Consider the following 26232-nt stretch of genomic DNA (forward strand, 5'->3'; position numbering starts at 1 on the left):
AGCCTGACCATGGCATACGGATTCAGCTTCGGCGGTTTGATCTTCCTGCTAGCCCTGCTCGTCATCACCGCGTTCCGCGTGCTGCGCGAATATGAACGCGGCGTGGTGTTCATGCTCGGGCGCTTCTGGAAAGTGAAGGGGCCGGGCCTGGTGCTGATCATCCCGGTCGTACAGCAGATGGTCCGCGTAGACCTGCGCACCGTGGTCATGGATGTGCCGCCGCAGGACGTGATCTCGCACGACAACGTATCGGTCAAGGTCAACGCGGTGGTCTACTTCCGCGTGGTCGATCCGGAGCGCGCCATCATCCAGGTCGCCAATTTCCTTGAAGCCACGAGCCAGCTCGCACAAACCACGCTGCGCGCAGTGCTGGGCAAGCACGAACTGGACGAGATGCTGGCCGAGCGCGAACGGCTAAACCTCGACATCCAGAAGGTACTCGACGCGCAGACCGATGCGTGGGGCATCAAGGTGTCGAACGTGGAGATCAAGCATGTGGACCTGAACGAGTCGATGGTGCGCGCCATCGCGCGGCAGGCCGAGGCGGAACGGGAACGGCGCGCCAAGGTGATCCACGCGGAAGGCGAATTGCAGGCGTCCGAGAAGCTATTGGAAGCGGCGCAGATGCTCGCGCGGCAGCCTCAGGCGATGCAACTGCGGTATATGCAGACGCTGACGCAGATCGCGGGGGATAAGAGTTCGACGATCGTGTTTCCGTTGCCCATGGATCTGCTGTCTGCGCTGATGAGCAAGCCGGGGGGCGGGCCGGAGGGGCGAGGTTAGCGCGGCCGCGTCGCGCAGGATTCAAGTTACTGGCTTGTCTCGCCCTCGGGGCACGTCGGGCATATTGGGAAGTGCGCCGCCCGCAGCAGCCAAGCGCTTTGCGGCTTGCACGCGAATAAATGTCCTGATCGCCTCCTGAACGAGTTCTGACTTGTCCATCAATGGGTCTGCCATTGCAAGCGCCTGCTCGTACAGGTCATCATCGATCGTCACTGTGGCTCTCATGGTGGCTCCGGACACGGTCAATACATGACGTTGGATGATAAAGAAAAAGGGCGCCGAGGCGCCCTTTCATCCTAGCCGGAAAAACTTTAAACCTTCGCCGACACCCACTCCACCACACCCGACAGCGCCTGCGGCAGCTTGGCCGGCTCAGTGCCACCAGCCTGAGCCATATCCGGACGGCCACCACCCTTGCCGCCAACCTGCTGCGCAACAAAGTTGACCAGCTCGCCAGCCTTGACCTTGCCAGTCGCATCGGCGGTCACGCCGGCGATCAGGCTGACCTTGCCGTCGGCCACGGCAGCCAGAACGATCGCCGCGCTCTGCAGCTTGTCCTTGAGCTTGTCCATGGTTTCGCGCAGGGTCTTCACGTCGGCGCCTTCGAGCTGGGCGGCCAGCACCTTGAGGCCCTTCACGTCGACTGCCTGCTCGGCGAGTTCATCGCCCTGCGACGAAGCCAGCTTGCTCTTCAGGCGCTCCAGTTCCTTCTCCAGCGCGCGGACCTGCTCCTGGACCTGGCCGATGCGCGGCACCAGTTCGGAAGGCTGCGCCTTCAGCGCAGCAGCGGCTTCGTTGAGCTTGGCGTCGAGCTTCTGCAGGTAGTGCAGCGCGTTGTCGCCGGTGATCGCTTCCACGCGGCGGATGCCGGCGGCCACGCCGCCTTCCACCACGATCTTGAACAGGCCGATGTCGCCGGTGCGGTGCACGTGGGTGCCGCCGCACAGTTCCTTCGAGGTGCCGATCGACAGCACGCGCACGTCGTCGGCGTACTTCTCGCCGAACAGTGCCATCGCGCCACTCTTGACCGCGTCGTCGAACGGCATGACCTCGGCGTGCGTGTCTTCGTTGCGCAGGATCTCGGCGTTGACGATCTCTTCGACGCGACGGATCTGCTCGTCGGTCATCGGCGCGTTGTGCGAGAAGTCGAAGCGCGTCTTGTCGGCATCGACCAGCGAGCCCTTCTGCTGCACGTGGGTGCCCAGCACTTCGCGCAGCGCCTTGTGCATCAGGTGAGTGGCCGAGTGGTTGCGCACCGTGCGCGCGCGGCGCAGTGCATCGACCTGCGGCTGCACGCTATCGCCGACCTTCAGCGCGCCGCCTTCCAGCGTGCCCTGGTGGCCGAACACATCGGCCTGGATCTTGGTGGTGTCAGCCACGGCAAACACGGCATTGCCGGCCTTCAGCACGCCCTGGTCGCCAGCCTGGCCACCGGATTCCGCGTAGAACGGGGTGTTGTCGAGCACGACCACACCGGTCTGGCCCGCTTGCATGGCGTCGACGGCAGCACCGTCCACGTACAGCGCGATGACCTTGGCCTGCGGCAGTTCCAGCTTTTCGTAGCCGTGGAACACGGTCTTGTCGCCCGAGTACTCCAGGCCCGCGGCCATCTTGAACTTGCCGGCGGCGCGCGCCTGCTCGCGCTGGCGGTTCATGGCGGCGTCGAACGCGGCCTCGTCCACGGCAATTTCCTGCTCGCGGCAGACGTCCTGCGTCAGGTCCAGCGGGAAGCCGAAGGTGTCGTGCAGCTTGAACGCCAGTTCACCGTCGAGCGTCTTGCCGCCCTTGAGCTTCAGGTCGGCCAGCGCGGCGTCGAGGATCGACATGCCGTTCTCGATGGTCTCGAAGAAGCGCTCTTCCTCGGCCTTCAGCACTTCGGTCACGCGGCCCTGGGCGTCGGCCAGTTCCGGATAGGCTTCGCCCATCTGCGCGACGAGGTCTGCGACCAGCTTGTGGAAAAACGGGGTCTTCTGGCCCAGCTTGTAGCCGTGGCGGATCGCGCGGCGCACGATACGGCGCAGCACGTAGCCGCGGCCTTCGTTGCCGGGAATCACGCCGTCGACGATCAGGAACGAGCAAGCGCGGATATGGTCGGCAATGACCTTCAGCGAGTTCTGGTTCAGGTTGTCGATATGCGTTTCACGCGCGGCGGCCTTGATCAGCGCCTGGAACAGGTCGATCTCGTAGTTGCTGTGCACGTGCTGCAGCACCGCGGCAATGCGCTCCAGGCCCATGCCGGTGTCCACGCAGGGCTTGGGCAGCGGCGTCATGTTGCCCTGCTCGTCGCGGTTGAACTGCATGAACACGAGGTTCCACACCTCGATGTAGCGGTCGCCGTCTTCCTCGGGCGATCCCGGGGGGCCGCCCCACACTTCCGGGCCGTGGTCGAAGAAGATCTCCGAGCACGGGCCGCACGGGCCGGTGTCGGCCATCTGCCAGAAGTTGTCCGATGCGTAGCGCGAGCCCTTGTTGTCGCCGATGCGCACGATGCGCTCGGTCGGCACGCCGACTTCCTTGGCCCAGATGTCGTAGGCTTCGTCGTCTTCCGCGTAGACCGTCACCCACAGCTTCTCGGCCGGCAACTGGTAGACCTTGGTCAGCAGTTCCCACGCGTACTGGATGGCTTCGCGCTTGAAGTAGTCGCCGAACGAGAAGTTGCCCAGCATCTCGAAGAACGTATGGTGGCGGGCGGTGTAGCCCACGTTCTCGAGGTCATTGTGCTTGCCGCCGGCACGCACCGAACGCTGCGACGAAGTCGCGCGGCTGTACGGGCGCTTGTCGGTGCCCAGGAACACGTCCTTGAACTGCACCATGCCGGAGTTGGTGAACAGCAGCGTCGGGTCGTTCGCCGGCACCAGGCTGGACGAGCGGACCACGGTATGGCCCTTCGATTCGAAGAACTGCAGGAACTTGCTGCGGATGTCGGAGACTTTCATGGGATGGCGGACGCTTCCCGCGGCAGGCAGGGCGCGACGAATCAGTGTTGGATTTGCAAACCGTTGATTATACGGGCAAGCCAGCCCCAACAGCGCATGGCGGCCGGACCGGCCACGGCGCCGCGCGAGCGGTCGGTTATCGCCCAAATCCCATGTTGTGAAGCGGCGTATAAGGCACTAGAAGGCGCCATGTACCAGCCCCGGTGGTACAGTGCAGCGTGTCCGCGCCAGCCCATCAGCCGGCCTCCGGCATCCCCCTTTACACCCTCTGCATACGGAACCTCCTCGCTGCCATGGGAGCCTTAAGCCATCTCCGCGTCCTCGACCTGACCCGCGTCCTTGCCGGGCCATGGTGCGCCCAGAACCTTGCCGATTTCGGCGCCGACGTCATCAAGATCGAGCGCCCTGGCGCCGGGGACGACACCCGCACCTGGGGACCGCCGTGGCTCAAGGCCGCCGATGGCAGCGATACCGCCGAAGCCGCCTACTACCTCGCCGCGAACCGCAACAAGCGTTCGGTGACCTGCGATATTTCCTCGCCCGAAGGCCAGCAGCTCGTGCGCGAACTCGCCGCGCAGAGCGATGTCGTGCTGGAGAACTACAAGGTCGGCCAGTTGAAGAAGTACGGGCTCGACTATGAATCGCTGAAGGCGGTCAAGCCCGACATCATTTACTGCTCGGTGACCGGCTTCGGCCAGAGCGGCCCGTATGCGGCGCGCCCCGGCTATGACTTCATCATCCAGGGCATGGGCGGCTTCATGAGCCTGACCGGCGAACGCGACGATCTGCCCGGCGGCGGCCCGCAGAAGGCCGGCGTGGCGATTTCCGACCTGATGACCGGCCAATACGCGACGATCGCCGTGCTGGCCGCGCTGGCGCACCGCGACCGCACGGGCGAAGGCCAGTACATCGATATGGCGCTGCTGGACGTGCAGGTCGCCATGCTGGCCAATATGAATACCAACTACCTGGCGAGCGGCCAGGCGCCGCGCCGCTGGGGCAATGCGCACCCGAACATCGTCCCCTACCAGACCTTCCAGGCAGCCGACGGCTGGCTGATCGTCGCGGTCGGCAACGACGGGCAGTTCCGCAAGTTCGTCAATGACGGCGGCCAGCCGGAACTGGCGGATGATCCGCGCTTCTCGACCAACCCGCAGCGCGTGGCCAACCGCGATGTGCTGGTGCCGATCCTGGCCGACATGGTGCGTACGCGCACGCGCGCTCAGTGGATCCGCGATCTGGAAGCCGCCGGGGTGCCGTGCGGCCCGATCAACTCGCTCGACGAAGTCTTCGAGGACGAGCAGGTCAAGGCGCGCGGCCTGCGCGTGGACCTGCCGCACCCGAGCGCCGGCGAGGTCAAGCTGGTGGGCAGCCCGATCAAGATGAGCGCCACGCCACCCGAGGCGCTGCGCCATCCGCCGCTGCTCGGCGAGCACACCGACACCATCCTCGCCGAGGCACTCGGCTACAGCCCCGAGAAGATCGCCGCCCTGCGCGCCAAGGGCGTGGTATAAGAGCCACTTGCGCCGAATCCGGCGCAATGCGCAGTTGTTGATCAGTCGTCCCCCGAAGCTGTTCCGCGCGACGAGGATTGCCTTGCGCTGGCTCCCCAGTGGGCGCCAGCCGCCATCTTGCGTCGGCGGACCCAAGGAGATTCCATGCTGACCGATGCCTTGCTGGCGTTCTTCCACTTCCTGGCGATCTTTGTCCTGATCACGCTGATGGCAGCCGAAGCCGTGGTGCTGCGACCCGATCTCACCCCGGCCACCGTGCGCCGCCTGTCGATCTACGACGGCGTCTACTTCCTGTCCGCGATGGCGGTGCTGGCCACCGGCCTGCTGCGGCTGTTCTACGGCGCCAAGGGGGTCGATTTCTACCTGCACAATCCCTGGTTCCACGCGAAGATCACGGTGTTCGTCGTCATTGCACTGTGCTCGCTGCCGCCGACCTTCGCGATTGCGCGCTGGCGCAAGCAGAGCCGCAAGCTGCCCGATTTCGTGCCGCCGCCGTCCGAAATCAAGAAGGCCCGCCGCTGGGTCATGATCGAAGCCCACCTCGTGATCCTGCTGCCGCTGTGCGCCGTGATGATGGCGCGCGGCATCGGCGCGAGGTAAAACATCGCATTCCCTGGTTTCCCATCCTCCGAAGTCCTCATGCTGAAGAAACTGCTCGCCGCCACCGTGCTGGCGGCCATGCTGCCGGCCACGGCTGCCGTGGCGGCCACCGCCTACCCGACCAAGCCGATCAAGTTCGTGGTGCCCTACCCGGCCGGCGGCCCGCTCGATACGGTCGCGCGCGCCATCGGCGAAAAGCTGCGCGACAGCCTTGGCCAGCCGGTCGTGGTCGAGAACAAGCCCGGTGCCGGCGGCAACCTTGGCGCGGACTACGTCGCCAAGCAGCCGGCGGATGGCTACACCATCGTCATGGGCGCGGTGGCCACGCATGCCATCAACCCGACGCTGTTCAGCAAGATGCCGTATGACCCGGTGAAGGACTTCGCGCCAATCACGCTGGTGGCGGACGTGCCCAATGTGCTCGTCATGCATCCGGGCAAGGCCGCAGAACTCCATATCAGCAACGTGCGCGAGTTGGTCGAGTACGCGCGCAAGCATCCGGGCAAGCTGGACTATGCATCGGGCGGCAACGGCAGCGCGGGCCACCTGTCGGGCGAGCTGTTCAAGAGCATGGCGAAAATCAGCATGGTCCATATCCCGTACAACGGCGCCTCGCCCGCGCAGCTGTCGGTACTGTCTGGCCAGACCGACCTGATCTTCGACAACCTGGCCTCGGCCTCCGCCAACATCAAGGCAGGCAAGCTGAAGGCGTTCGCGGTGACCACCGCCACGCGCGCGACGGCCTTCCCGGAACTGCCGACCATCGCCGAAGCCGGCAAGGGCCTCGGACTGGAAGGCTTCGACATCTCGACGTGGTTCGGCGTGTTCGCACCGGCCAACACGCCGCGCGAGATCGTCGACCGGCTCAATCACGATATCGTCGCCATCCTGAAGACCGATGACATGAAGGCACGGCTGGCGCGCATCGGCGCGCAGCCCGCGCCGACCACGCCGGAGCAGTTCGGCGCGCTGGTACAGCGCGAGCTGAAGAAATACGCGCAGATCGTGCGCGTGTCGGGCGCGAAGGTCGACTGACGTCCGCGGACTAGGCCTGGCGCTTGCGCCAGATGCCCCAGCGCCGCACACCCGTGGCGCTTTCGGTGCGGGGCAGCAGCAGGCCGACCTGCACGATGCGCGGCCCTTCCATGCGCGCGGCAGTCAGATGCAGGCCGGCGATCACGACGCTGTCGCCTTCAACCGGCGGCGAAACGAAGGCGGCCTGCATGGCGTCGGCCAGCGTCAGCGGATACTCGGCAGCCGTCAGCGCGCGCTCGCCATAGAGCGCCGCCAGATCGCGCAGGAATGCATCGCCGGAAATCAGGAAATCGTGCGTCACCTGCTCCCAGGCCGGGGCCAGGCCCGGAGCCTGGAAGAGCGCCGCCAGTCTGGGTAGTACCGTGGCGGGCGCCAGGACCGACACGGTATCGCCGGCACGCAGCACGGTCTGGTCGTGCGGCGCGAGCGCGTCGTCACGCGCCACGGTCAGCAGCCGGCACTTGGGCGGCAGTTCCAGCTGATCGGCCCGAACGTTTTCCACAGGCGCGTTGGCGCCGACCCGGAACTGCATGACCTCCAGCGTCGGGCCGTGCGTGCCCCGCAAACGCGAACGCGCGAGCGGTTCGGGAAAACCGGGGCGCAGCACGCGGGCTATGCGCGCGGCAGGCGCCACAGTCGTTCCCTGCAGCAGCAGGCTGGCCAGCACCACGGCGAACGCGATGCGGAAAATCAGGCCGGACTCCGGCAAGCCGCGCAGCAGCGGGAACAGCGACAGCACGATGGGTACCGCGCCGCGCAGCCCCATCCACGCAATGAACCCCTTTTCGCCGACGCTCAGCCGGAACGGCAGCAGCGCGAGAAATACGGATGCCGGCCGGGCTACAAACATCAGGAAGGCCGCCACCGCGATGGCGGGCAATGCCACCTCCCAGATCCGGTGCGGTGCCACCAGCAGGCCGAGCAGCAGGAACATCGCCGACTGGGCCAGCCACGCCATGCCGTCCATGGCGCGCATGGTGTCCGATGTCACGGCCCTGTCCCGGTTTCCCACCAGCATGCCGGCGAGGTACACCGCGAGGAAGCCGCTGCCACCAAGGCTCTGCGTGATGGCGAAGATCAGCGCGCCGCCCGAACAGATCAGGATCGCATGCAGGCCTTCCGCGACCTCGATGCGCTCGAGCACATTGGCCAGGCAGTAGCCGAGCCCGAGCCCCAGAACCGCCCCCACACCGAACTGAACACCCAGCCGCATGGCCAGCGCCACCGGCGTCAGGCCGTCCGGCGCGGCAATCCACTCCATCAGGGTCAGCGTCAGGAAGATGGCCATCGGGTCGTTGATGCCCGATTCGATTTCGAGCACGCTCGCCACGCGGTCCTTCAGGCGGATGCCGCTGCTGTGCAGCAGCGAAAAGACGGCCGCCGCATCCGTGGAGCCCACGATAGCGCCCAGTAGCAGGCCGAGCTTCCAGTCGATGTCGAGTACCCAGGCCGAGAACAGGCCCACCAGTCCTGCCGTCACCAGCACACCCACGGTGGCCAGTGCGAGCGAAGGCCGCAATGCCACGCGGAACGTCGCATAACTGGTGCGAAGGCCGCCATCGAGCAGGATCACGGCAAGCGCCAGGTTGCCCACAAGGAAACTGAGCCAGGTATTCGAGAAGCGGATGCCGCCCGGGCCGTCCACGCCGGCCAGCATGCCGACCGCCAGGAACACAAGCAGGAACGGCACGCCCGCGCGTGCAGAGAAGGCGCCCACCACGATGCCAAGGGACATCACGATGGCGCCGATCAGGATGACGTGGTCGACGCTCTCCAAACGGAGTCCTTTCTGTCTAACGCTACCTTTCGCAACCTTTCAGCACCTTACAGCCAGTGCTGCGGTCGCCACCTTTCAACGCCGGTTCCGGCCTGTCCGATGATAGCTCAGCACCCCGGCAACCGCCCTGCCGGAGCGCCCGCCATGTACCGCAAGCCCGCCTCCAGCCTTGCTTCGCAGGCTTTTAAGCGCCGCCTCATTAGGAGATACCCTCAGCATGACCAAGTTTGCAGACATCTGAAAGGTAGCTGAAAGGTCGCACCCTTACCTTGCACCCTGCCCGCGAAGAGGCCCGTCAGTGCAAGTGCGTTACCGCACCGCACCATCGGCGCCCGGCAGATTTCAAGCAGTCTTATCGAGGAGAATCATTTTGCGCATACGTAGCCAAAAGGACTTTGCCTCCGGCCTGATGTTCATCCTGGTCGGATTCGGCTTTTCCTGGGTCGCACGCGGCTATTCCATGGGAACCGCCGCGAAGATGGGGCCGGGGTACTTCCCGTTCTGGCTCGGCGTCGTGCTCGCCCTGCTGGGCGTGCTGGTGCTGTGGGGCTCGCTGTCTGCCAAGGCGGAAGAGGACCACCTGGCCCGTTGGGATATCAAGTCGCTGTTGTGGATCCTGGGTGCCGTCGTGCTGTTCGGCCTGATGCTCAAGCCGCTGGGCATGGTGCTGTCGGTGCTGGTGCTGGTGCTGGTGTCGTCGATGGCGAGCCATGAATTCAACTGGAAGGGTGCCATCCTGAACGCGATCATCCTGGTGCTGATCAGCCTTGGCGCGTTCGTGTACGGCATCAACCTGCAGATGCCGGTGTGGCCGGCTTTCCTGGCAAGCTAAGGAGACCGCCAACATGGAACTGCTCTCTAACCTGGGACTGGGCTTTGCGACCGCCCTCTCCTTCCAGAACCTGGCCTACGCCTTCCTGGGCTGCGTGCTGGGTACCCTGATCGGCGTGCTGCCGGGCCTGGGGCCGCTGGCCACCATCGCCATGCTGCTGCCGGTGACCTACACGCTGCCGCCGGTGGCCGCGCTGATCATGCTGGCCGGTATTTACTACGGCGCCCAGTACGGTGGTTCGACCACTGCAATTCTGGTGAACCTGCCTGGTGAATCGTCGTCGGTGGTGACCACCATCGATGGCTACCAGATGGCACGACGAGGACGAGCGGGGGTGGCACTAGCCACAGCTGGCCTGGGCTCGTTCTTCGCCGGCTGCGTGGCCACGCTGATCCTGGCTGCCTTTGCCGCGCCGCTGTCGGAACTGGCGTTCAAGTTCGGCCCCGCCGAGTACTTCTCGCTGATGGTGCTGGGCCTGATCGGTGCCGTGGTGCTGGCTTCGGGTTCGCTGGTCAAGGCGATCTCGATGATCGTGCTCGGCCTGCTGCTGGGCCTGGTCGGTACCGACGTGAACTCGGGCGCGGCGCGCTTCTCGTTCGACGTGCCTGAGCTGACCGACGGCCTGAACTTCGTGTCGGTGGCCATGGGCGTGTTCGGCTTCGCTGAAATCATTGCGAACCTCGAACAGAAGGATGCCCGCGAAACCTTTACGGACCACATCACGAATCTGTTCCCGACCAAGGCCGACTTCAAGCGCATGATCCCGGCCGTGCTGCGCGGCACGGTGCTCGGTTCGGCGCTGGGTATCCTGCCGGGCGGCGGTGCTGCACTGGCTTCGTTCGCGGCCTACTCGCTGGAAAAGAAGACCTCGAAGTACTCCAGCGAATTCGGCAAGGGTGCGATCGAAGGTGTGGCAGGTCCGGAATCGGCCAACAACGCCGCGGCGCAGACCTCGTTCATCCCGCTGCTGACGCTGGGCATTCCGCCCAACGCTGTGATGGCGCTGATGGTCGGTGCAATGACCATCCACAACATCCAGCCTGGTCCGCAGGTGATGTCGAGCAACCCGGCGCTGTTCTGGGGCCTGATCGCCTCGATGTGGATCGGCAACTTCATGCTGATCGTGCTGAACCTGCCGCTGATCGGCATCTGGGTGAAGCTGCTGAAGGTGCCTTACCGCTACCTGTACCCGGCCATCCTGACGTTCTGCTGCATCGGCGTGTACTCGGTCCAGAACACGACCTTCGACGTGTTCCAGACCGCTGCCTTCGGCGTGATCGGCTACCTGTTCATCAAGCTCAAGTGCGAACCGGCTCCGCTGCTGCTGGGCTTCGTGCTGGGACCGATGATGGAAGAAAACTTCCGCCGCTCGCTGCTGCTGTCGCGTGGTGACTTCAGCGTGTTCGTGACCCGTCCGCTGTCGATGGGCCTGCTGATCGCCGCTGCGGTGCTGGTGCTGATCGTGGCCTCGCCGTCGATCAAGGCCAAGCGCGAGGAAGCGTTCCAGGAAGAATAAAAGGCAAGACCGCCGGCCGCTGGCCGGCAACGAAAGCAAGACTGGGGGCGTCGCAAGACGCCCCTTTTTTCTTTCTTGCCCCGTCGTTGCCGAGCATGGACGTTCAGCCGCCAAACAACTCCGCGCAGGCCGTCCGGATGGCGCCGGTCACATGGCCCCTGCCGTGATCGCGCCGCTCGAGCATGCCGATGGTCCGCATCACCGGCTCGCCGTTGACGTGCAACGGCAGGATGCGCAACGCCGCATCATCGCGCCAGCGCGCGCGTGGCAGCAATGGCACCACGGTCACGCCGACCTCTTGCCGCACGAGTTCGACGAGCGCCTCGATCGAATTCAACTCCAGAAACTCGTTGACACGCAGATGCGCACGCCGCAGCGCACGCTCCACCAGCACGCCGGTACGCTGGCTGCGGTCGAAGCGCAGGTACGGATTGGCCGCCAGCGCCTCTCGTACGTCCTGCCCGGCGCTGCCCTGGGCCGCAATGGCTACCAGGGGTTCCTGGTAGAGGGTCGTCCAGCGCAGCATGCCCGGCAGGCGCGTGGTGCCCTCGACCAGGATGGCGGCATCCAGCTCGCCTGACTCCACCATCGCCGCGAGTTCGATGGACTTTGCGCCGACCAGCCGCACCTCCAATGCGGGATACGCGCGTTTCATGCGGGCCACGACGTGCGACAGGCCGCCCATGACAGACACCACCGCACCCACCGCGACGGCGCCCGCCATCGCTTCGGGCTGCGCGGCCGGCAGGCGCATTTCGTCATACAACGCCAGCAGACGGCGCGCCTGCGGCAGCAACGCCCGGCCATCGGCGTTCAGCACCGCGACGCGGCCGTTGCGATCGAACAATTCGCGGCGCAGTTCGGTTTCGAGCGAGCGCATCTGCAGGCTCACCGCTGCCTGCGTCAGCGCCACGTGGCCGGCGGCCGCCGCAAACGATCCGTGCTCGGCCACGGCAACAAGGGTTCGTAAGAATCGGATTGTGCTCATTGGGGCACCGGTCGACGCGTGAATGGCTTGCAACGCGCTGACGAAACGCCGCGCGATCCACAAGAAAAACTTGTGTCAAGGAAAAGAAATATTAGCTTTCTTTGTGATAACCGGCGCGGAATAATAATGCGCAGGCACCCGTGAAGCCGCACGCATCCGGATGCCGGCCCTGACGCAATCCCGCTTACCCGCTTCGCCCGATTCCGGAGATCCGAATGAAACCCTGGCTGCGCCTGCTCGGCCTCGGCCTTGCCTCTGGCCTTTGCCTGGCCGCCACGCCGGCCCTGGCCGACAACTACCCCAGCAAGCCGATCCGCCTGATCGTGCCGTTCCCGGCCAGCGGCGCCACAGACCTGCTTGCCCGCGCCATTGCGCAGAAGGTAGGCACCAGCATTGGCCAGCAGATCGTCGTAGACAACCGGCCGGGCGCTGGCGGTGCCATCGGCTCGGACATGGCGGCCAAGGCCGCGCCGGACGGTTACACGCTGCTGATTGCCACGACCAGCACGCATTCGATCGGGCCGCATATCAACGCCCACCTGCCCTACAACACCGAGACCGATTTCACGCCGGTTGGCCAGGTCGCCATCGCCACCAACGTGCTGGTGGTGCCCAACAGCTTGCCCGTCAAGAACGTGCGCGAGCTGATCGACTATGCCAAGAAGCACCCGGGCGAACTGAACTACGCGTCCAGCGGCAACGGCACCGTCGTGCACCTGACCGCCGAGGCCTTCAAGGCCCAGGCCGGCGTGTTCATCACGCACATCCCGTACCGCGGCACGGCGCTCGCGGTGCCTGACCTGATCTCCGGCAAGGTCCAGGTGCTGTTCGACAGCATCGTGTCCGGCCTGCCGCACGTGAAGGACGGCAAGCTCAAGGCGCTGGCCGTGACGAGCCTCAAGCGCTCGCCGCTCGCACCGGAAATTCCGACGGCCAGCGAATCGGGCCTGCCGGGCTTCGAGTCCGACACGTGGTTCGGTATCTACGGCCCGAAAGGAATGCCGGCCGACATCGTCAACCGGCTCAACGCCGAATTCAACAAGGCCATCCAGTCGCAGGACGTGAAGGATCGGCTGGCCAAGCTGGGCGCGGAACCGGTCGGCGGCACGCCGGCACAGTTCGCGTCGATGGTGAAGAAGGACAGCGCCCGCTGGGGCAAGCTCATCAAGGATCGCAAGATCACGGCAGAATAACGTGATGCCGCAGCCGGCCCGCATCGGGACCGGCTGCCGGGTGACAACGGACAAGACCATGCAGAATTTCAACTGGACCAACCCCTACCCCTCCGTGCGCATCCCGCTGTTTGCGCGCAACGTGGTGTCGACATCGCATCCGCTCGCGGCCCAAGCCGGCCTGCGCATGCTGCTGAAGGGGGGCAATGCCGTCGATGCGGCAATCGCGGCCGCGGCGACGATCACCCTCGTCGAGCCCGTGTCCTGCGGCCTGGGCAGCGACGCCTTCGCCATCCTGTGGGATGGCAAGGAATTGCACGGCCTGAACTCCTCCGGCGTGGCGCCGGCCGCGTGGAATCCCGAGTACTTCAAGAACAAGTACGGCACCGATGCCAACGGACTGGCGAACCGCCCGGTCCGCGGGTGGGACTCGGTCACCGTGCCCGGCGTGGTCGCGGGCTGGGCCGCGCTGCATGAGCGCTTCGGCAAGCTGCCGTTTGCCGACTTGATGGAACCCGCGATCGAGATCGCGGAACGTGGCTACGCCGTGCCGCCCGTGGTTGCGCACAAGTGGGCCGCGGCCGTGCCGGAACTGAAGAACCAGCCGGGCTTTGCCGATACGTTCATGCCCAACGGACGCGCGCCGCTGGTGGGCGAGAAATTCACCATGAAGGCCGCTGCCGAGACATTGCGCAAGATCGGCGAAACCCGTGGCCGTGCCTACTACGAAGGCGAGATCGCCGAGAAAATCGCCGCCTTCAGCAAGCAGAGCGGCGGCGCCATGACGCTGGACGACCTGCGCAACTACCGGCCGGACTGGGTCAAGCCGATCAGCAAGTCTTACCGTGGCTACGAACTGCACGAAATTCCGCCGAACGGGCAAGGCATCGCCGCGCTGATCGCGCTGGGCATCCTCAACCAGTTCGACGTTGGCGCGCTGCCGGTGGATTCGGTGGATTCGCAGCACCTGCAGATCGAAGCCATGAAGCTGGCCTTTGCCGATCTCTACCGCTATGTGGCCGACCCGCGCAGCATGGAAGTCACGCCCGAGCAGATGCTCGACGACGCCTACCTGAAGTCGCGTGCGAAGCTCATCGACATGCAGCGCGCCACGCATTTCAACTTCGGCATGCCGAAGGTTGGCGGCACCATCTACCTGACGGCGGCCGACGAGAACGGCATGATGATCTCGTTCATCCAGTCCAACTACATGGGCTTCGGTTCGGGCGTGGTGGTGCCGGGCACCGGCATCAGCCTGCAGAACCGCGGCGTGGGCTTCTCGATGGATCCGAAGTCGGCCAACGTGGTGGCGGGCGGCAAGCGGCCGTTCCACACCATCATCCCGGCCTTCCTGACCAAGGACGGCCAGCCGGTCATGAGCTTCGGCGTGATGGGCGGCGACATGCAGCCTCAGGGCCACCTGCAGACCGTGGTGCGCATGCTCGACTACAAGCAGCAGCCGCAGGCGGCGTGCTGCGCGCCGCGCTGGAAGGTCAACCGCGACTTCACGCTGGACGTGGAGGGCACCATGGATCCGGCAACGGTCGAGGGCCTGAAGGCACGCGGCCACCAGCTCAAGTCCGTGGACGATCCGTACATGGACTTCGGCTCGGGCCAGTTCATCTGGCGTCTGTCGGACGACCCGGAGCATGGCTATGTTGCCGCGAGCGACAGCCGGCGCGACGGACAGGCGGTCGGCTTCTGACCACCATCCCGGCAACAAAAAAAGGGCGCTTCCCGAACGGGCAGCGCCCTTTTTGTTTGTGGCGCATCGGCGCATTCTCATAGCCTGACCGCCATCGCTCAGATTAAGAAAACGGCCATTTTTCCGGTTCAGGCCGATCGATATATTTCCGCTCACTCGCTGCACGGTGCGCACACGGCAAGAGTCAACCGAAAGGAGTCAGCCAGCTTCCGCGGCAGGCTCCGGACATCGCCACAGATATTGATCGACCTCCAAACAACAATGAACCAGAAATTCCTTGGCGCGGCCATTGCGGCCATCGCTGCTGCTTCCGCTTTCTCCGCTCAATCCGCATTTGCCGCCGACGGCACCATCACCTTCAACGGCACCATCACTGCTCAGACCTGCACCATCAACGGCAACGGCACCGGGTCCAAGGACTTCACGGTCACGCTGCCCAAGGTGTCCGCATCGACGCTGGCCACCGCGGGCCAGACCGCCGGCCGCACGCCGTTCAACATCTCGTTGAGCGACTGCACGCCCAACGCTGGCGCCGTCAAGACGTACTTCGAGCCCGGCCCGACCACCGACACAGCCACCGGCCGCCTTAACCTGAATGCAGGCGGCGCCGGCAATGTGCAGATCGGCCTGCTGAACTCCGACTTCACGTCGATCAAGGCCGGCTTTGACGAAGCTTCGCAAGGCTCCAAGACCGCCGCGATCAACGCGGGCTCCGCCGTGCTGCCGTACTACGCCGAATATGTCGCCACCGGCACTGCCACTGCCGGCGCGGCGAACTCCAGCGTGATGTACACCATCGTCTATCAGTAAGCATGCAGCCCCCGGGTGCGCGGCCTTTCGGGCAGCCGCACCCGGCCCCCTGCTTCCGCGTGTTGCCCCCAATCATGAACCGATCGATCAGGAACGTCGTTTGCGCGTGCGCAATGACGCTGGTACTGCTTCCCCATTCGCACGCGTCTGTCGTCATCGCCGGCACACGTGTCATCGTCCATGCAGCCGATGGCGAGGCCACCATCAAGCTCAGCAATGAAGGCAAGTCCCCTGCCCTGACTCAGGCATGGCTCGACACAGGCGATGCCTCCGCACAGCCGTCTGGCATCGATGTGCCGTTCACCGTCACACCACCGATCGCGCGCATCGACCCAGGCAAGGCGCAGACGCTGCGCATCCACTACACCGGCGAGCCGTTGCCGGCGGACAAGGAATCGGTTTTCTGGCTCAGTGTGCTTGAAGTTCCTCCAAAGCCGGGTGCCGACGAGATGGATGCGAACAAGCTTCAGCTGGCATTTCGGTCGCGCATCAAGCTCTTCTTCCGTCCTGCCGGCCTGCAGGGCGAAGCCACCGAAGCGCCCGCCCACATTGCATGGCGTCTCGTAAGAGCAGACCATGGGCTGGCGCTGGAGGCCAGCAACCCGACTGCCTACCACGTCTCGTTCTCCAGCGTGGAATTGCTGGATGGCACGCACAGCGCCAGCAACGAGGCCGGCGGCATGGTGACGCCCGGCAACTCGATGAAATTCCCGCTTGCCGGCAATGTCGATCCGGGCAAAGCCACCACCGTCCGCTACCAGGCCATCAACGACTATGGCGGCCCGATCGATGGTGAAGCGCACCTGAACCGGTCTGCCACCGCCCGATAGCGCCCGCTCCATTCGCCGGCGCATGCCGGCCCCACTGAAATCTCCTGATTCGCGCTGACGCATGCCGCTGGACGGCAGGGACGCGTGTTACCCCGATTTCCAGCGCAATACATGCCATGCAAAAGAGAACCGCGCACGCTATTCCACTCCGCCTGCGGCCGCTCAGCGCCGTCGTCATGATGCTCGTCAGTGCCGGTGCGCTTGGCGCCAACCCGGACTCAAGTCCAGCGCCTTCGTCCGCCGAAGTGGAATTCAATGACCTGTTCCTGCACCAGCCAGGCGGAAGCGCGGTCGACTTCAGCCGCTTCAACAAGGGCAACATCGTGCTGCCAGGCAACTACCGCGCGGAGCTCTACGTCAACCAGGCATGGCTGGGCCGGATGGAAGTCCGTATGGGCGAGACGGCTGGCAAGGATAGTCCGGTACTGCCCTGCTTCGATGAGCCATTGCTCATTCGGATCGGCGCCGATTCCAACAAGCTCACGCCGGCGGCAACGGCATCCCTGCAAGATCGCGACGCCTGCGTGCCGCTGCATGCCATCATCGCTGGTGCTACCGCGAGCTTCGACGGCGGCGAACAGCGGCTCGATGTCAGCGTGCCACAGGCCGCGCTGACGCGACAGGCGCGAGGGTATGTGGATCCGCGCTACTGGAGCGACGGCGTTACTGCGGCGACGCTCCAGTACAACGGCAGCGCCTATCAGTCGCGCGCGGAAGCCCGAACGGCCACGCAAGGTTATCTGGGCCTCAATGCGGGCTTCAATGCCGGCCCCTGGCGCTTCCGACACAAGGGCAGCCTCGGCGTCGACCAGGGCAACGCCCGGTACCAGAGCATCCAGACCAGCTTGCAGCGCTCCGTCGTCGCGCTGCGCGGCCAACTGGTGCTCGGCGATGCCTTCACCGACGGCACCGTCTTCGACAGCGTCGGCTTCCGTGGCGTCCAGCTCGCAAGCGACGACCGCATGCAACCGGAATCACAGCGCGGCTATGCGCCGAGCGTGCATGGCATCGCCAACAGCAACGCGCGCGTACAGGTCCGGCAAAACGGCAACCTGATCTACGAAACCACGGTCGCGGCCGGCCCGTTCGAGATCGACGACCTCTATCCCACCGGCTATGGCGGCGACCTGGAAGTTGTAGTGACGGAAGCCGACGGCAGCGTCCGTGTGTCGCGGGTCCCTTATGCTGCCGCCGTCAACGCCTTGCGGCCCGGTGTCACACGCTATGGCGTCACCGCAGGCCAATACCGCAATGCCGGCCTGCATGGCCGTCCTGCCATGTTCCAGGCCACCGTACAGCACGGCTTCACCAATATGGTGACCGGCTACGGTGGTGTCGTGGTGGCGGAAGGCTACCTCGCTGCAGCGGCAGGCGCTGCGCTCAATACGGCCTATGGCGCGTTCGGTGCCGACCTGACCCATGCGGGCACGCGCCTGACCACGCAGCCGGACCGTCATGGCTTCAGCGCGCGGATCAGCTACAGCAAGCTCGTGGAACCCACCGGCACCAACGTATCTGTCGCGGCATATCGCTATTCGAGCAACGGCTACCTCAGCTTTGCCGACGCCATGACCCTGCGTGAACTCGAGCAGCGCGGCATGCAATCGGCGATGCGCGGCATCCCGCGCAGCCAGCTCCAGCTCACCCTGAATCAACGCCTGCCGCCCGGCTACGGGTCCCTGTATCTGTCCGGGTCGGTACACGGCTACTGGAACCGCAGAGGCACCGACACGCAGTTCCAGCTCGGCTACAACAACAGCTACAAGTCGCTGAACTACGGCGTTGCGGCGTCGCGCCAGTTCAGCGTGTCGAGCGGGCGCTGGGAAAGCCGCGTCATGCTCAATATCGGCATACCGCTGGGCAAGGGCCAGCATGCGCCGTATGCCATGACTGGCATCGAGCGTGATTCTTCCGGAGCGGTGAACCTGCAGCAATCGGTCACTGGCTCGCTCGGCGTCGACAACGCCTTCAGCTACGGCGTGAATGCCGGCTATGCCGGCGGTAGCGGCCGCCACGCTGCAAGCCTGGCGGGCAATGCGTCTTATCTGTCTCCCGTCGCTACGCTGACGGCAACTGCTGGCAAGGGCAGCAACTATTCGCAAGTGTCCGCGGGCATCTCGGGCGGCGTCGTGGCCTATGCCGGCGGCGTGAGCTTCACGCCGACGATGGGAGAGACGCTTGCCATCGTCGAAGCCGCCGACGCTGGCGGAGCCCGGCTCGCCAACGGTAGCGGGCTGCGTATCGATCGCTGGGGCCACGCGGTGGTGCCCGGACTGGTGCCGTTCTCGCGCAACCAGATCGAGATCGATCCGAAGGGCCTGCCGGTGAACGTGGAGCTGGACTCCACCCTCCAGCAGGTTGCCCCGACCGCCGGCGCCGTAGTGGCGGTCCGGTTCGCGACCGCCGATCGCGGACGACCGGCAGTCATCCGCACCAGCAGGGCCGATGGCAAGTCGATTCCATTCGGCGCCGAGGTACAGGATGCTCACGGCAACAACATCGGCACCGTGGGGCAAGGCAGCCGCATCGTTGCGCGCGGCCTGCGCGCCGACCGCGGCCAGTTGACCGTGCGCTGGGGCAAGGCGGCGCAAGACAGCTGCCGGCTCGACTATGCGCTGCCCGCCGCAGCGCAGCGCGCTACGCGCATCGACGTCATCGAGGCGCAGTGCCATTGAACTGGCCCGCCGTTTCGCCATGAAATTGTCCATGGCACCGCAGCGGCAGGTGGCTACACTGTTTAGCTACCTTGCCTCCGGATGCCGTCATGACCACCTACGCGTTTCGCCTGCTCAACGTCTTCGCCGAATCCACGTTCGGCGGCAACCCGCTGTGCGTCTTCGAGGACGCCCGCGGCATGGACGACGCCACCATGCAGGCGCTGGCGCTGCAGTTCAACCTGTCCGAAACCACCTTCATCCTGCCGTCGGACCGCGCGCATGCGCAGGTGCGGATCTTCACGCCCGGCTATGAAATGCGCTTCGCCGGACATCCCACGCTCGGTACCGCGCATGTGGTGCGCGACCTGGTCGCAAGCGGCGACCGGTTGACGCTCGAATTCAAGGCCGGCGTCGTGCCTGTCGAGGCCAGCGGCGATGTATGGACCTTCACCGCTCCGCACGCGGGCGCGCCCAAGACCGCGGCGGTCGATCTGCCCGATACGGAAATGGCAGCGCTACTGGGACTGGAAGCGCGCGATCTGCTGACCTCGCCGATGTGGGTCGATACCGGCGCGGACCAGTTGCTGGTGGCTGTCCGCACCACGGATGCCGTGCGACGCGCGCAACCGGATACGGCGCGGTTGGCAGAGTGGCCGCAAAGCAGCCTGGGACGCAAGACCGCCTACGTGTTCGCGTTCGACCCGACTCAGCCGGGCCGCGTGCTCGCGCGGTACTTCTTCAGCAAGCAAGGCGGTGGCGTTGCCGAAGACCCGGGCACGGGCTCCGCGTGCGCCAATCTCGGCGGCTGGCTGCTGGCCAACGCCCACGTGTTGCCCGCCGAGTACGAGGTCGACCAGGGCGCCGCCGTGGACCGCCCCTGTACACTGCGCCTTGCGGTCACGGCAAATGGCGCGATCCGTGTTGGCGGCCGCGTGATCGAGATCGGCCGCGGCACCGTCACGCTGTAGCGCCGGCCCCACCCTGCAAAGATCGCCCCCATGGACCCGCATACCATCACCACGCTTGCCGAACTCGAAGCGCTGTATGCCACGCCGGCCGCTCCGTCGCTCGCCAAGGAAGTTGACTACCTGCACCCGCACTACCGGGCCTTCGTGGAAGCGGCGCCGCTGTGCCTGCTTTCGACAGTCGGCAAGGATGCCGCGGAATGCTCGCCGCGTGGCGACGCACCTGGGTTCGTGCAGGTGCTGGACGAACGCACGCTGCTGTTGCCCGACCGCCGCGGCAACAACCGCATCGACAGCCTGCGCAATATCGTCGCCGATCCGCGCGTGGGGCTGCTGTTCGTGATCCCCGGCATCAACGAGACGCTGCGCATCAACGGCACCGCGCGGATTTCGGTCGATCCCGCCCTCATTGCGAGGTGCGTCGTCGAAAGCAAGGCGCCCGTGTCAGTGCTGGTCATCCACGTCGAGGCCGTGTTCTTCCAGTGCGCCCGAGCGTTGCTGCGCTCGCGCCTGTGGGATGCGGATACGCAGCGCCAGCGCAACGAACTGCCCAGCAATGGTGAAATCCTGGCCGCGTTGAGCCGCAATGCGATCGACAGCGCGGCCTACGACCGCGAACTTCCCGAGCGGCTGCGCACTTCGCTCTACTAGGATTCGACTCCATGTACACACCTTCCCATTTTTCCAGCGACGATCCTGCACTGATCGATGAAGTCATGCGCCGCTATGCGTTCGCGACGCTGACAGGCAACGATGCGGACCACCGGCCATTCGCGACCCATCTTCCCGTTGTGGCGGAGCGCGACGGGCAAACCTGGCGCATCGAAGGACACGTCGCGCGCGCAAATCCGCATTGGCGCTGGCTGGAACAATCGCCGCAGGCGCTGCTGGTGTTCCAGGGTCCGCACGGCTATGTATCGCCGTCGCTGTACGAGCAGAAGCTGTCCGTGCCGACCTGGAACTACGTCGCGGTGCATGTGTATGCCGATGTCACCACGGTGCATGACGCCGGCGAGAAGGACGCTCTGCTCAAGCGCCTGATCGGCCGCAACGAGCCGGACTATGCGGAACAGTGGCGCGGCTTGCCGGAGGACTTCCAGCAGAAGATGCTGGCGGCGATCGTCGGCCTGCGCCTGGTGCCCACGCGCGTCGAGGCCAAGTTCAAGCTGAGCCAGAACCGGCCTGCCGCAGACCGCGCTCGCATCCTTGCCGCGCAGCGCGCAGGCAACGAGACCGAGCGCGACATGGCCGACTGGATGGCCCGGCTGACTGGCGCCTGATCCGGTTTCAGCCGCGCGGCAGCCACTCGGGCGCGTGTGTGCCCAGCGGCTCGGAGGGCAGCGCCCAGTGCGCCGGCGTCTCCGACAGTTGCGCGGCGTGGCGCACCACGGTCAGCATGCCGAAGCCTGACGGCAGTACCTCCAGCAGGTCGGCGACGTCGTCGATCTTCTGCTCCGGTGCCTGCAGTCCATCCGGCACACGGCCCAAACTCCGCAGCCACTGCCCGACCTGCGCCAGCGACACGCGCACGTGCCAGCTACCGCCCTCAGTGGCGCGACGATGCAGCGCCGCCATGGCGCCAAACGCGAGCAGATAACCGGCCGCATGGTCGAGTACCTGCGCCGGCAAGGGATGCGGGACATCCTCCCCGGCCGCCTGCGCTTCCGCATGGTTGAACCCTGTGGCCGTCTGCACCAGCGAGTCGAACCCCCGCTTGCCTGACCACGGCCCGACATGGCCATAGGCACTTAGCGACACATAGACGATTCCGGGCCGGGCACGCGCGGCCGCTTCCGGGCCGACTCCGAGTTCAGCCAGCCCGCCGGGCCGATAGCCCTGCACCATCACATCGGCGCCGTGCAGCAGTTTGTGCAGCGTGCGCTTGTCGTCGGGGTCGCGCAGGTCGAGTTCGCAGTTGCGCTTGCCGCGGCCGGTGTCGATCACCAGCGGGGCGATCGCAGGCAGGTGCGCTGCCGTGACCAGCAGCACGTCGGCGCCATGCGCGGCCAGGGTCCGCCCCGCCACCGGCCCCGCGATGATTCGCGTGAAATCGAGAACGCGGACGCCGGAAAGCGGCCGGCCTTCGGCCGAAGGCAGCACGGGCAACGGCTGCGGCGGCGCTTCGCCGATCCGCTCGAGCGTCACCGGCGGCAACCCGCGCAGCGCTTCGGCCTGCGGGTGCCGATCCCATTCGTCGAAGCTGCGCATAGCGGCGACGACCAGGCCGGCGTCGGAGGCCGTGGCCTCGAACGCTTCGGCTTCCCACTTGCCAAGCGCCGCCTGGACCGCAGCCTTGTCGTGAGCGCAGCCCAGCAGCCGCAGGACGCCATCACGGTGATGCGGGAAATTGGTATGCAGGCGAACCCAGCGGCCATCGCCGCAGCGGTAGACGCCGGCGATCTTGTCCCACAGTTCCGACGCCGGGCCGCCGTCCACGCGCAGGTAGCGCTCGCTGCGGAATTCGGTGATGGCATGGCGCATCTCCACGCCGACCTGCTGCCAGCGGCCGGTACGCTGGTGCCAAAGCGCGGCGGCGGCCAGGGCCGAGGCCGCCAGGCTCGCCTGTGCCGCGGCACCCACGGCAAAGCTGGACGGCAGCACCGGCTCGTCGCCCGTGAGGACAAGGTGATCCAGCGCTTCGGCGGGCAACCCGGCGCCCTGCCACAAGGCAGAGACAACACTGGCCGGCGCGGCGGGAACCGTAGCGGTATCGAGACTGGCAGTCATGGCGGCAAACCCCGAAAAGATGCCGGGTGGCGCGAAGCCAGCCGGCCGGTGAACGTTCGCCCTACATGCTACCCCCGGACGTCACTTTCCGTGACCCCGCCACGCCAGCCGGGTGCCGCCATGGACAAAAGCGGGCACAAATCCAACGTGCTCCTGCCGAGTGGCGCCGCTGGCACGGTAAAATCATGAAATTGGCAATCCGCCACGCAACACTGAAGACCAAGCGGTCCATCCAGCCGCCAGCCGGCGCCACCATGAGCCACGACAACAAGCCCACCGACAGCACACCCGCCTCGCCCGCAGTCTCCAACTTCCTGCGGAGCATCATCGACCAGGATCTCGCCGCCGGCACCTACGCCGGCCGCCAGGACAGCCAGGGCGAGCCGCTGCCGACCGTCATTACCCGTTTTCCGCCGGAGCCCAACGGCTACCTGCACATCGGCCATGCCAAGAGCATCTGCCTGAACTTCGGCCTCGCGCGCGACTACGGCGGCCGCTGCCACCTGCGCTTCGACGATACCAATCCGGTCAAGGAAGATACCGAATACGTCGATTCGATCATCGACGCGGTGCACTGGCTCGGCTTTTCCTGGGACAACAAGACCCCGGGCGGCCAGCCGCACCTGCACTATGCGAGCGACTACTTCGACCAGCTCTACGCATTTGCGGAGAAGCTGATCGAACGCGGCGCCGCCTATGTCGACAGCCAGAGCGCCGAGCAGATCGCCGCCAACCGCGGCAATTTCTCGGAGCCGGGCAAGCCGTCGCCGTTCCGTGACCGCAGCGTCGAGGAAAACCTGCAGCTGTTCCGCGACATGCGCGACGGCAAGTACAAGGACGGCGAGCACGTGCTGCGCGCGAAGATCGACATGACCGCGCCGAACATCGTCATGCGCGATCCGGTGATCTACCGCATCCGCCATGCGCACCATCACCGTACCGGCGACAAGTGGTGCATCTACCCGATGTACGACTTCACGCACTGCATTTCGGATGCGATCGAAAACATCTCGCATTCGCTGTGCACGCTCGAGTTCGAGAACAATCGCCCGCTGTACGACTGGGTACTGGAACACCTGCGCGACTGCGGCGTGTTCCGCGATCCGCTGCCGCACCAGTATGAATTCGCGCGCCTGAACCTGACCTACGCAATCACCAGCAAGCGCAAGCTCAAGCAACTGGTGGACGAACAACGCGTGGACGGCTGGGACGATCCGCGCATGCCGACCATCGTCGGTATCCGCCGCCGCGGCTATACGCCGGAATCGATCCAGCTGTTCTGCGACCGCGTGGGCGTGGCCAAGGCCGACAGCTGGATCGACATGAGCACGCTCGAAGGCTCCGTGCGCGACGACCTGGACGCCCGCGCAGCGCGCGGCGTGGCCGTGCTCGACCCGCTCAAGCTGATCCTCGACAACTACCCCGAAGGCCAGACCGAGGAATGCTCGGCGCCGGTCCACCCGAAGAAGCCGGAACTGGGCAAGCGCGTGTTCCCGATCTCGCGCGAGCTGTGGATCGAGCGCGAGGACTTCAACGAGACCCCGCCGAAGGGCTATTTCCGCCTGTTCCCGGGCAACAAGGTACGCCTGAAGTACGGCTACGTGATCGAGTGCACCGGCGTAGACAAGGACGCTGACGGCAACGTCATCGCCGTGCATGCCAACTACCTGCCCGACACCAAGAGCGGTACGCCGGGCGCGGACAGCGTCAAGGTCAAGGGCGTGATCCATTGGGTCAGCGCGGCAGCGGCCTACGAGTGCGAAGTGCGCCTGTACGACCGCCTGTTCAACGACCCGAACCCGGATGCCGGCGGCAAGAACTTCCTGGAAGCGCTGAACCCGGATTCGAAGAAGGTGATCACCGCCTATCTGGAACCGAGCCTGCGCGACGCCAAGCCGGAAGACCGCTTCCAGTTCGAGCGCCACGGCTACTTCGTCGCCGATCGCAACGATTCGCAGCCGGGCAAGCCGGTCTTCAACCGCATCGTCGGGTTGAAGGACAGCTGGGGCAAGTGATGGCAAAGGCAGGCAAGTCCAACGTGCAGGTCATCACGTTCGAGCTCGAAGGCGAGTTCATCGCGCTCAATGACCTGCTCAAGCTCGCCGGCGTGTGCGACAGCGGCGGCGCCGGCAAGGCGCTGGTCGCCGCCGGCGAAGTCTCGGTGGACGGCGCACCCGAATCACGCAAGACTGCGAAAATCCGCGTCGGCCAGGTGGTCAGCCTGGCCGGCATCGACATCCGGGTGGTCGCCGCCTGATTGCCGATGTGCGGCAGCGGCGCGGCCACCGGGAAGAATACTGCTTCACGGAAGGACGAAACGATGCCGATCGCATTCTGGTGTGTCCTGGTGGCAGGCGTCCTGCCGATCTTGACCGTGGCCATTGCCAAGGGTGGCGGCAAGGCCTTCGACAACCACGATCCGCGCGGCTGGCTGGAGCGCCAGAGCGGCCGCGCGCGCCGTGCCGACATGGCACACCGGAACCATTTCGAGGCATTTCCGTTCTTTGCCGCCGCAGTGCTGACCGCGAGCTTCCTGCAGGCTCCGCAGGCACGCATCAACGAGCTGGCAATCGTTTTCGTCATCGCGCGCGTGCTCTACACGGTGTGCTACCTGACCGACCGCGCGACGCTGCGCTCGCTGTGCTGGACCATCGGTTACCTGTCGGCGATCGGCATTTTCCTGCTGCCGGTCTTCGTGCATAACTAGGAGCGACCGGCCATGCGTTTGCGATGCCTTGCGTGGCTGCTGGCTGCCTTCGGTGGCGCGGCAGGCGCCGCCCCCGTTTCGTACACCGTCGACCCGACGCACACGACCGTCTACTTCGCTGCGAGCCACTTTGACCGCACCACGGTACGCGGAAGGTTCGGCAAGATCGACGGGCGAATCGTCTACGACCCCGCAAGCGGCGCGGGCGGCATTGACTTCACCGTGGACACGGCTTCGGTCGACACCGGCAATCGCAGCCTCGACGGCGTGCTGCGTTCACCACAATTCTTCGATGCCGCCAATGCGCCGGTCGCCAGATTGCGGGCCGACCGGTTCGTTGTGGAAAACGGCAAGCTGGTGGCGGTCGAAGGCGAGCTGACCCTGCTGGGCACGACGCGGCCGCTCAGGCTGGAAGCCGACCGCTTCAGCTGCGGCGAGATCTCGCTGTTCGGCATCCGCCGCAAGGTCTGTGGCGGTGACTTCCACGCCACCGTGACCCGCAGTGCATTTGGCATGACGCGCTTCCTGCCTGAAGTCGGCGACAACGTGACGCTACAGATCTCTGTCGAGGCGATGCCGTCGGATTCGGTGGCTCCGTGACGGCATCTGATCACCTTTGCCGCACGATTCTTTTGTAAAATTAGTGGTTTGCTTTCCCACAATTGCCTGCCGCGTCGC

23 protein-coding genes are annotated in these 26232 nt (G+C 65.6%); 18 read left to right on the plus strand and 5 right to left on the minus strand.

Annotated features, from left to right (window positions below):
* The first annotated feature begins 9 nt into the window (after positions 1–9).
* Complete coding sequence (locus tag KHO41_RS16625) at positions 10–783, plus strand: slipin family protein (RefSeq protein ID WP_011297036.1); 774 nt, start codon at positions 10–12, stop codon at positions 781–783.
* A 21-nt stretch (positions 784–804) separates the two neighbouring features.
* Here the strand turns inward: KHO41_RS16625 and KHO41_RS16630 are convergent, their stop codons facing one another.
* Both KHO41_RS16630 and alaS read right to left on the minus strand, forming a co-directional pair.
* Positions 805–1008, minus strand: a complete 204-nt coding sequence (locus tag KHO41_RS16630; protein WP_211954374.1) for a type II toxin-antitoxin system VapB family antitoxin — start codon at positions 1006–1008, stop codon at positions 805–807.
* A gap of 86 nt (positions 1009–1094) precedes the next feature.
* Entirely contained in the window at positions 1095–3719 is a 2625-nt protein-coding gene (alaS, locus tag KHO41_RS16635; protein ID WP_211954375.1) for an alanine--tRNA ligase, read from the minus strand.
* Positions 3720–4012: 293 nt separating this feature from the next.
* Between alaS and KHO41_RS16640 the strand changes: the two genes are divergently transcribed.
* From KHO41_RS16640 to KHO41_RS16650, 3 genes are all read left to right on the plus strand, one after another.
* The gene (locus tag KHO41_RS16640) at positions 4013–5233 is read left to right on the plus strand and encodes a CaiB/BaiF CoA transferase family protein (RefSeq protein ID WP_211954376.1); all 1221 of its coding nucleotides are present in this window, start codon (positions 4013–4015) and stop codon (positions 5231–5233) included.
* Between the two features lie 144 nt (positions 5234–5377).
* The gene (locus KHO41_RS16645; protein WP_211954377.1) at positions 5378–5833 is read left to right on the plus strand and encodes a DUF2214 family protein; all 456 of its coding nucleotides are present in this window, start codon (positions 5378–5380) and stop codon (positions 5831–5833) included.
* Positions 5834–5872: 39 nt separating this feature from the next.
* Positions 5873–6868 (plus strand): Bug family tripartite tricarboxylate transporter substrate binding protein, encoded by a 996-nt coding sequence (locus KHO41_RS16650; protein WP_211954378.1) that lies wholly within the window; start codon positions 5873–5875, stop codon positions 6866–6868.
* Between the two features lie 10 nt (positions 6869–6878).
* Here the strand turns inward: KHO41_RS16650 and KHO41_RS16655 are convergent, their stop codons facing one another.
* A complete protein-coding gene (locus KHO41_RS16655) occupies positions 6879–8645 on the minus strand; it encodes a potassium/proton antiporter (protein ID WP_211954379.1) in 1767 nt (588 codons plus the stop codon).
* Positions 8646–9015: 370 nt separating this feature from the next.
* Here KHO41_RS16655 and KHO41_RS16660 point away from each other — a divergent pair, with 370 nt between their 5' ends.
* Both KHO41_RS16660 and KHO41_RS16665 read left to right on the plus strand, forming a co-directional pair.
* Positions 9016–9477, plus strand: a complete 462-nt coding sequence (locus tag KHO41_RS16660; protein WP_211954380.1) for a tripartite tricarboxylate transporter TctB family protein — start codon at positions 9016–9018, stop codon at positions 9475–9477.
* 13 nt (positions 9478–9490) lie between these two features.
* Positions 9491–10993, plus strand: coding sequence for a tripartite tricarboxylate transporter permease (locus KHO41_RS16665; RefSeq protein WP_211954381.1), 1503 nt, complete (start codon positions 9491–9493; stop codon positions 10991–10993).
* A 103-nt stretch (positions 10994–11096) separates the two neighbouring features.
* Here the strand turns inward: KHO41_RS16665 and KHO41_RS16670 are convergent, their stop codons facing one another.
* Complete coding sequence (locus KHO41_RS16670; RefSeq protein ID WP_211954382.1) at positions 11097–11981, minus strand: LysR substrate-binding domain-containing protein; 885 nt, start codon at positions 11979–11981, stop codon at positions 11097–11099.
* A gap of 215 nt (positions 11982–12196) precedes the next feature.
* Here KHO41_RS16670 and KHO41_RS16675 point away from each other — a divergent pair, with 215 nt between their 5' ends.
* From KHO41_RS16675 to KHO41_RS16710, 8 genes are all read left to right on the plus strand, one after another.
* Positions 12197–13174 carry a Bug family tripartite tricarboxylate transporter substrate binding protein gene (locus tag KHO41_RS16675; protein WP_211954383.1) on the plus strand — a complete coding sequence of 326 codons (978 nt, stop codon included), beginning with the start codon at positions 12197–12199 and terminating at the stop codon, positions 13172–13174.
* A gap of 58 nt (positions 13175–13232) precedes the next feature.
* Positions 13233–14858, plus strand: a complete 1626-nt coding sequence (gene ggt / locus KHO41_RS16680) for a gamma-glutamyltransferase (protein ID WP_211954384.1) — start codon at positions 13233–13235, stop codon at positions 14856–14858.
* A gap of 261 nt (positions 14859–15119) precedes the next feature.
* Complete coding sequence (locus KHO41_RS16685) at positions 15120–15668, plus strand: fimbrial protein (RefSeq protein WP_211954385.1); 549 nt, start codon at positions 15120–15122, stop codon at positions 15666–15668.
* A 74-nt stretch (positions 15669–15742) separates the two neighbouring features.
* Positions 15743–16498: a fimbria/pilus periplasmic chaperone gene (locus KHO41_RS16690; RefSeq protein ID WP_211954386.1), complete on the plus strand. Its 756-nt coding sequence runs from the start codon at positions 15743–15745 to the stop codon at positions 16496–16498.
* Positions 16499–16614: 116 nt separating this feature from the next.
* Entirely contained in the window at positions 16615–19173 is a 2559-nt protein-coding gene (locus KHO41_RS16695) for a fimbria/pilus outer membrane usher protein (protein WP_211954387.1), read from the plus strand.
* Between the two features lie 89 nt (positions 19174–19262).
* On the plus strand, positions 19263–20123 hold the full coding sequence (locus tag KHO41_RS16700; protein WP_211954388.1) for a PhzF family phenazine biosynthesis protein: 861 nt from the start codon (positions 19263–19265) through the stop codon (positions 20121–20123).
* 30 nt (positions 20124–20153) lie between these two features.
* Positions 20154–20771: a pyridoxamine 5'-phosphate oxidase family protein gene (locus KHO41_RS16705; protein WP_211954389.1), complete on the plus strand. Its 618-nt coding sequence runs from the start codon at positions 20154–20156 to the stop codon at positions 20769–20771.
* An 11-nt stretch (positions 20772–20782) separates the two neighbouring features.
* Entirely contained in the window at positions 20783–21400 is a 618-nt protein-coding gene (locus tag KHO41_RS16710; protein ID WP_211954390.1) for an FMN-binding negative transcriptional regulator, read from the plus strand.
* Positions 21401–21407: 7 nt separating this feature from the next.
* Here the strand turns inward: KHO41_RS16710 and KHO41_RS16715 are convergent, their stop codons facing one another.
* Entirely contained in the window at positions 21408–22847 is a 1440-nt protein-coding gene (locus KHO41_RS16715; RefSeq protein WP_211954391.1) for a CoA transferase, read from the minus strand.
* 254 nt (positions 22848–23101) lie between these two features.
* On the opposite strand from KHO41_RS16715, the gene KHO41_RS16720 reads away from it, so the two are divergent.
* From KHO41_RS16720 to KHO41_RS16735, 4 genes are all read left to right on the plus strand, one after another.
* Entirely contained in the window at positions 23102–24862 is a 1761-nt protein-coding gene (locus KHO41_RS16720; protein ID WP_211954457.1) for a glutamine--tRNA ligase/YqeY domain fusion protein, read from the plus strand.
* Positions 24862–25104, plus strand: a complete 243-nt coding sequence (locus KHO41_RS16725; RefSeq protein ID WP_211954392.1) for an RNA-binding S4 domain-containing protein — start codon at positions 24862–24864, stop codon at positions 25102–25104. Before KHO41_RS16720 ends, KHO41_RS16725 begins: the two co-directional genes overlap by 1 nt.
* A 63-nt stretch (positions 25105–25167) precedes the next feature.
* Positions 25168–25554: an MAPEG family protein gene (locus KHO41_RS16730; RefSeq protein ID WP_211954393.1), complete on the plus strand. Its 387-nt coding sequence runs from the start codon at positions 25168–25170 to the stop codon at positions 25552–25554.
* 12 nt (positions 25555–25566) lie between these two features.
* Positions 25567–26154 carry a YceI family protein gene (locus KHO41_RS16735; RefSeq protein WP_211954394.1) on the plus strand — a complete coding sequence of 196 codons (588 nt, stop codon included), beginning with the start codon at positions 25567–25569 and terminating at the stop codon, positions 26152–26154.
* Positions 26155–26232 lie beyond the last annotated feature (78 nt).

Origin of the sequence: Cupriavidus numazuensis (genome assembly GCF_905397435.1) — a bacterium.
Lineage (GTDB): Bacteria > Pseudomonadota > Gammaproteobacteria > Burkholderiales > Burkholderiaceae > Cupriavidus > Cupriavidus numazuensis.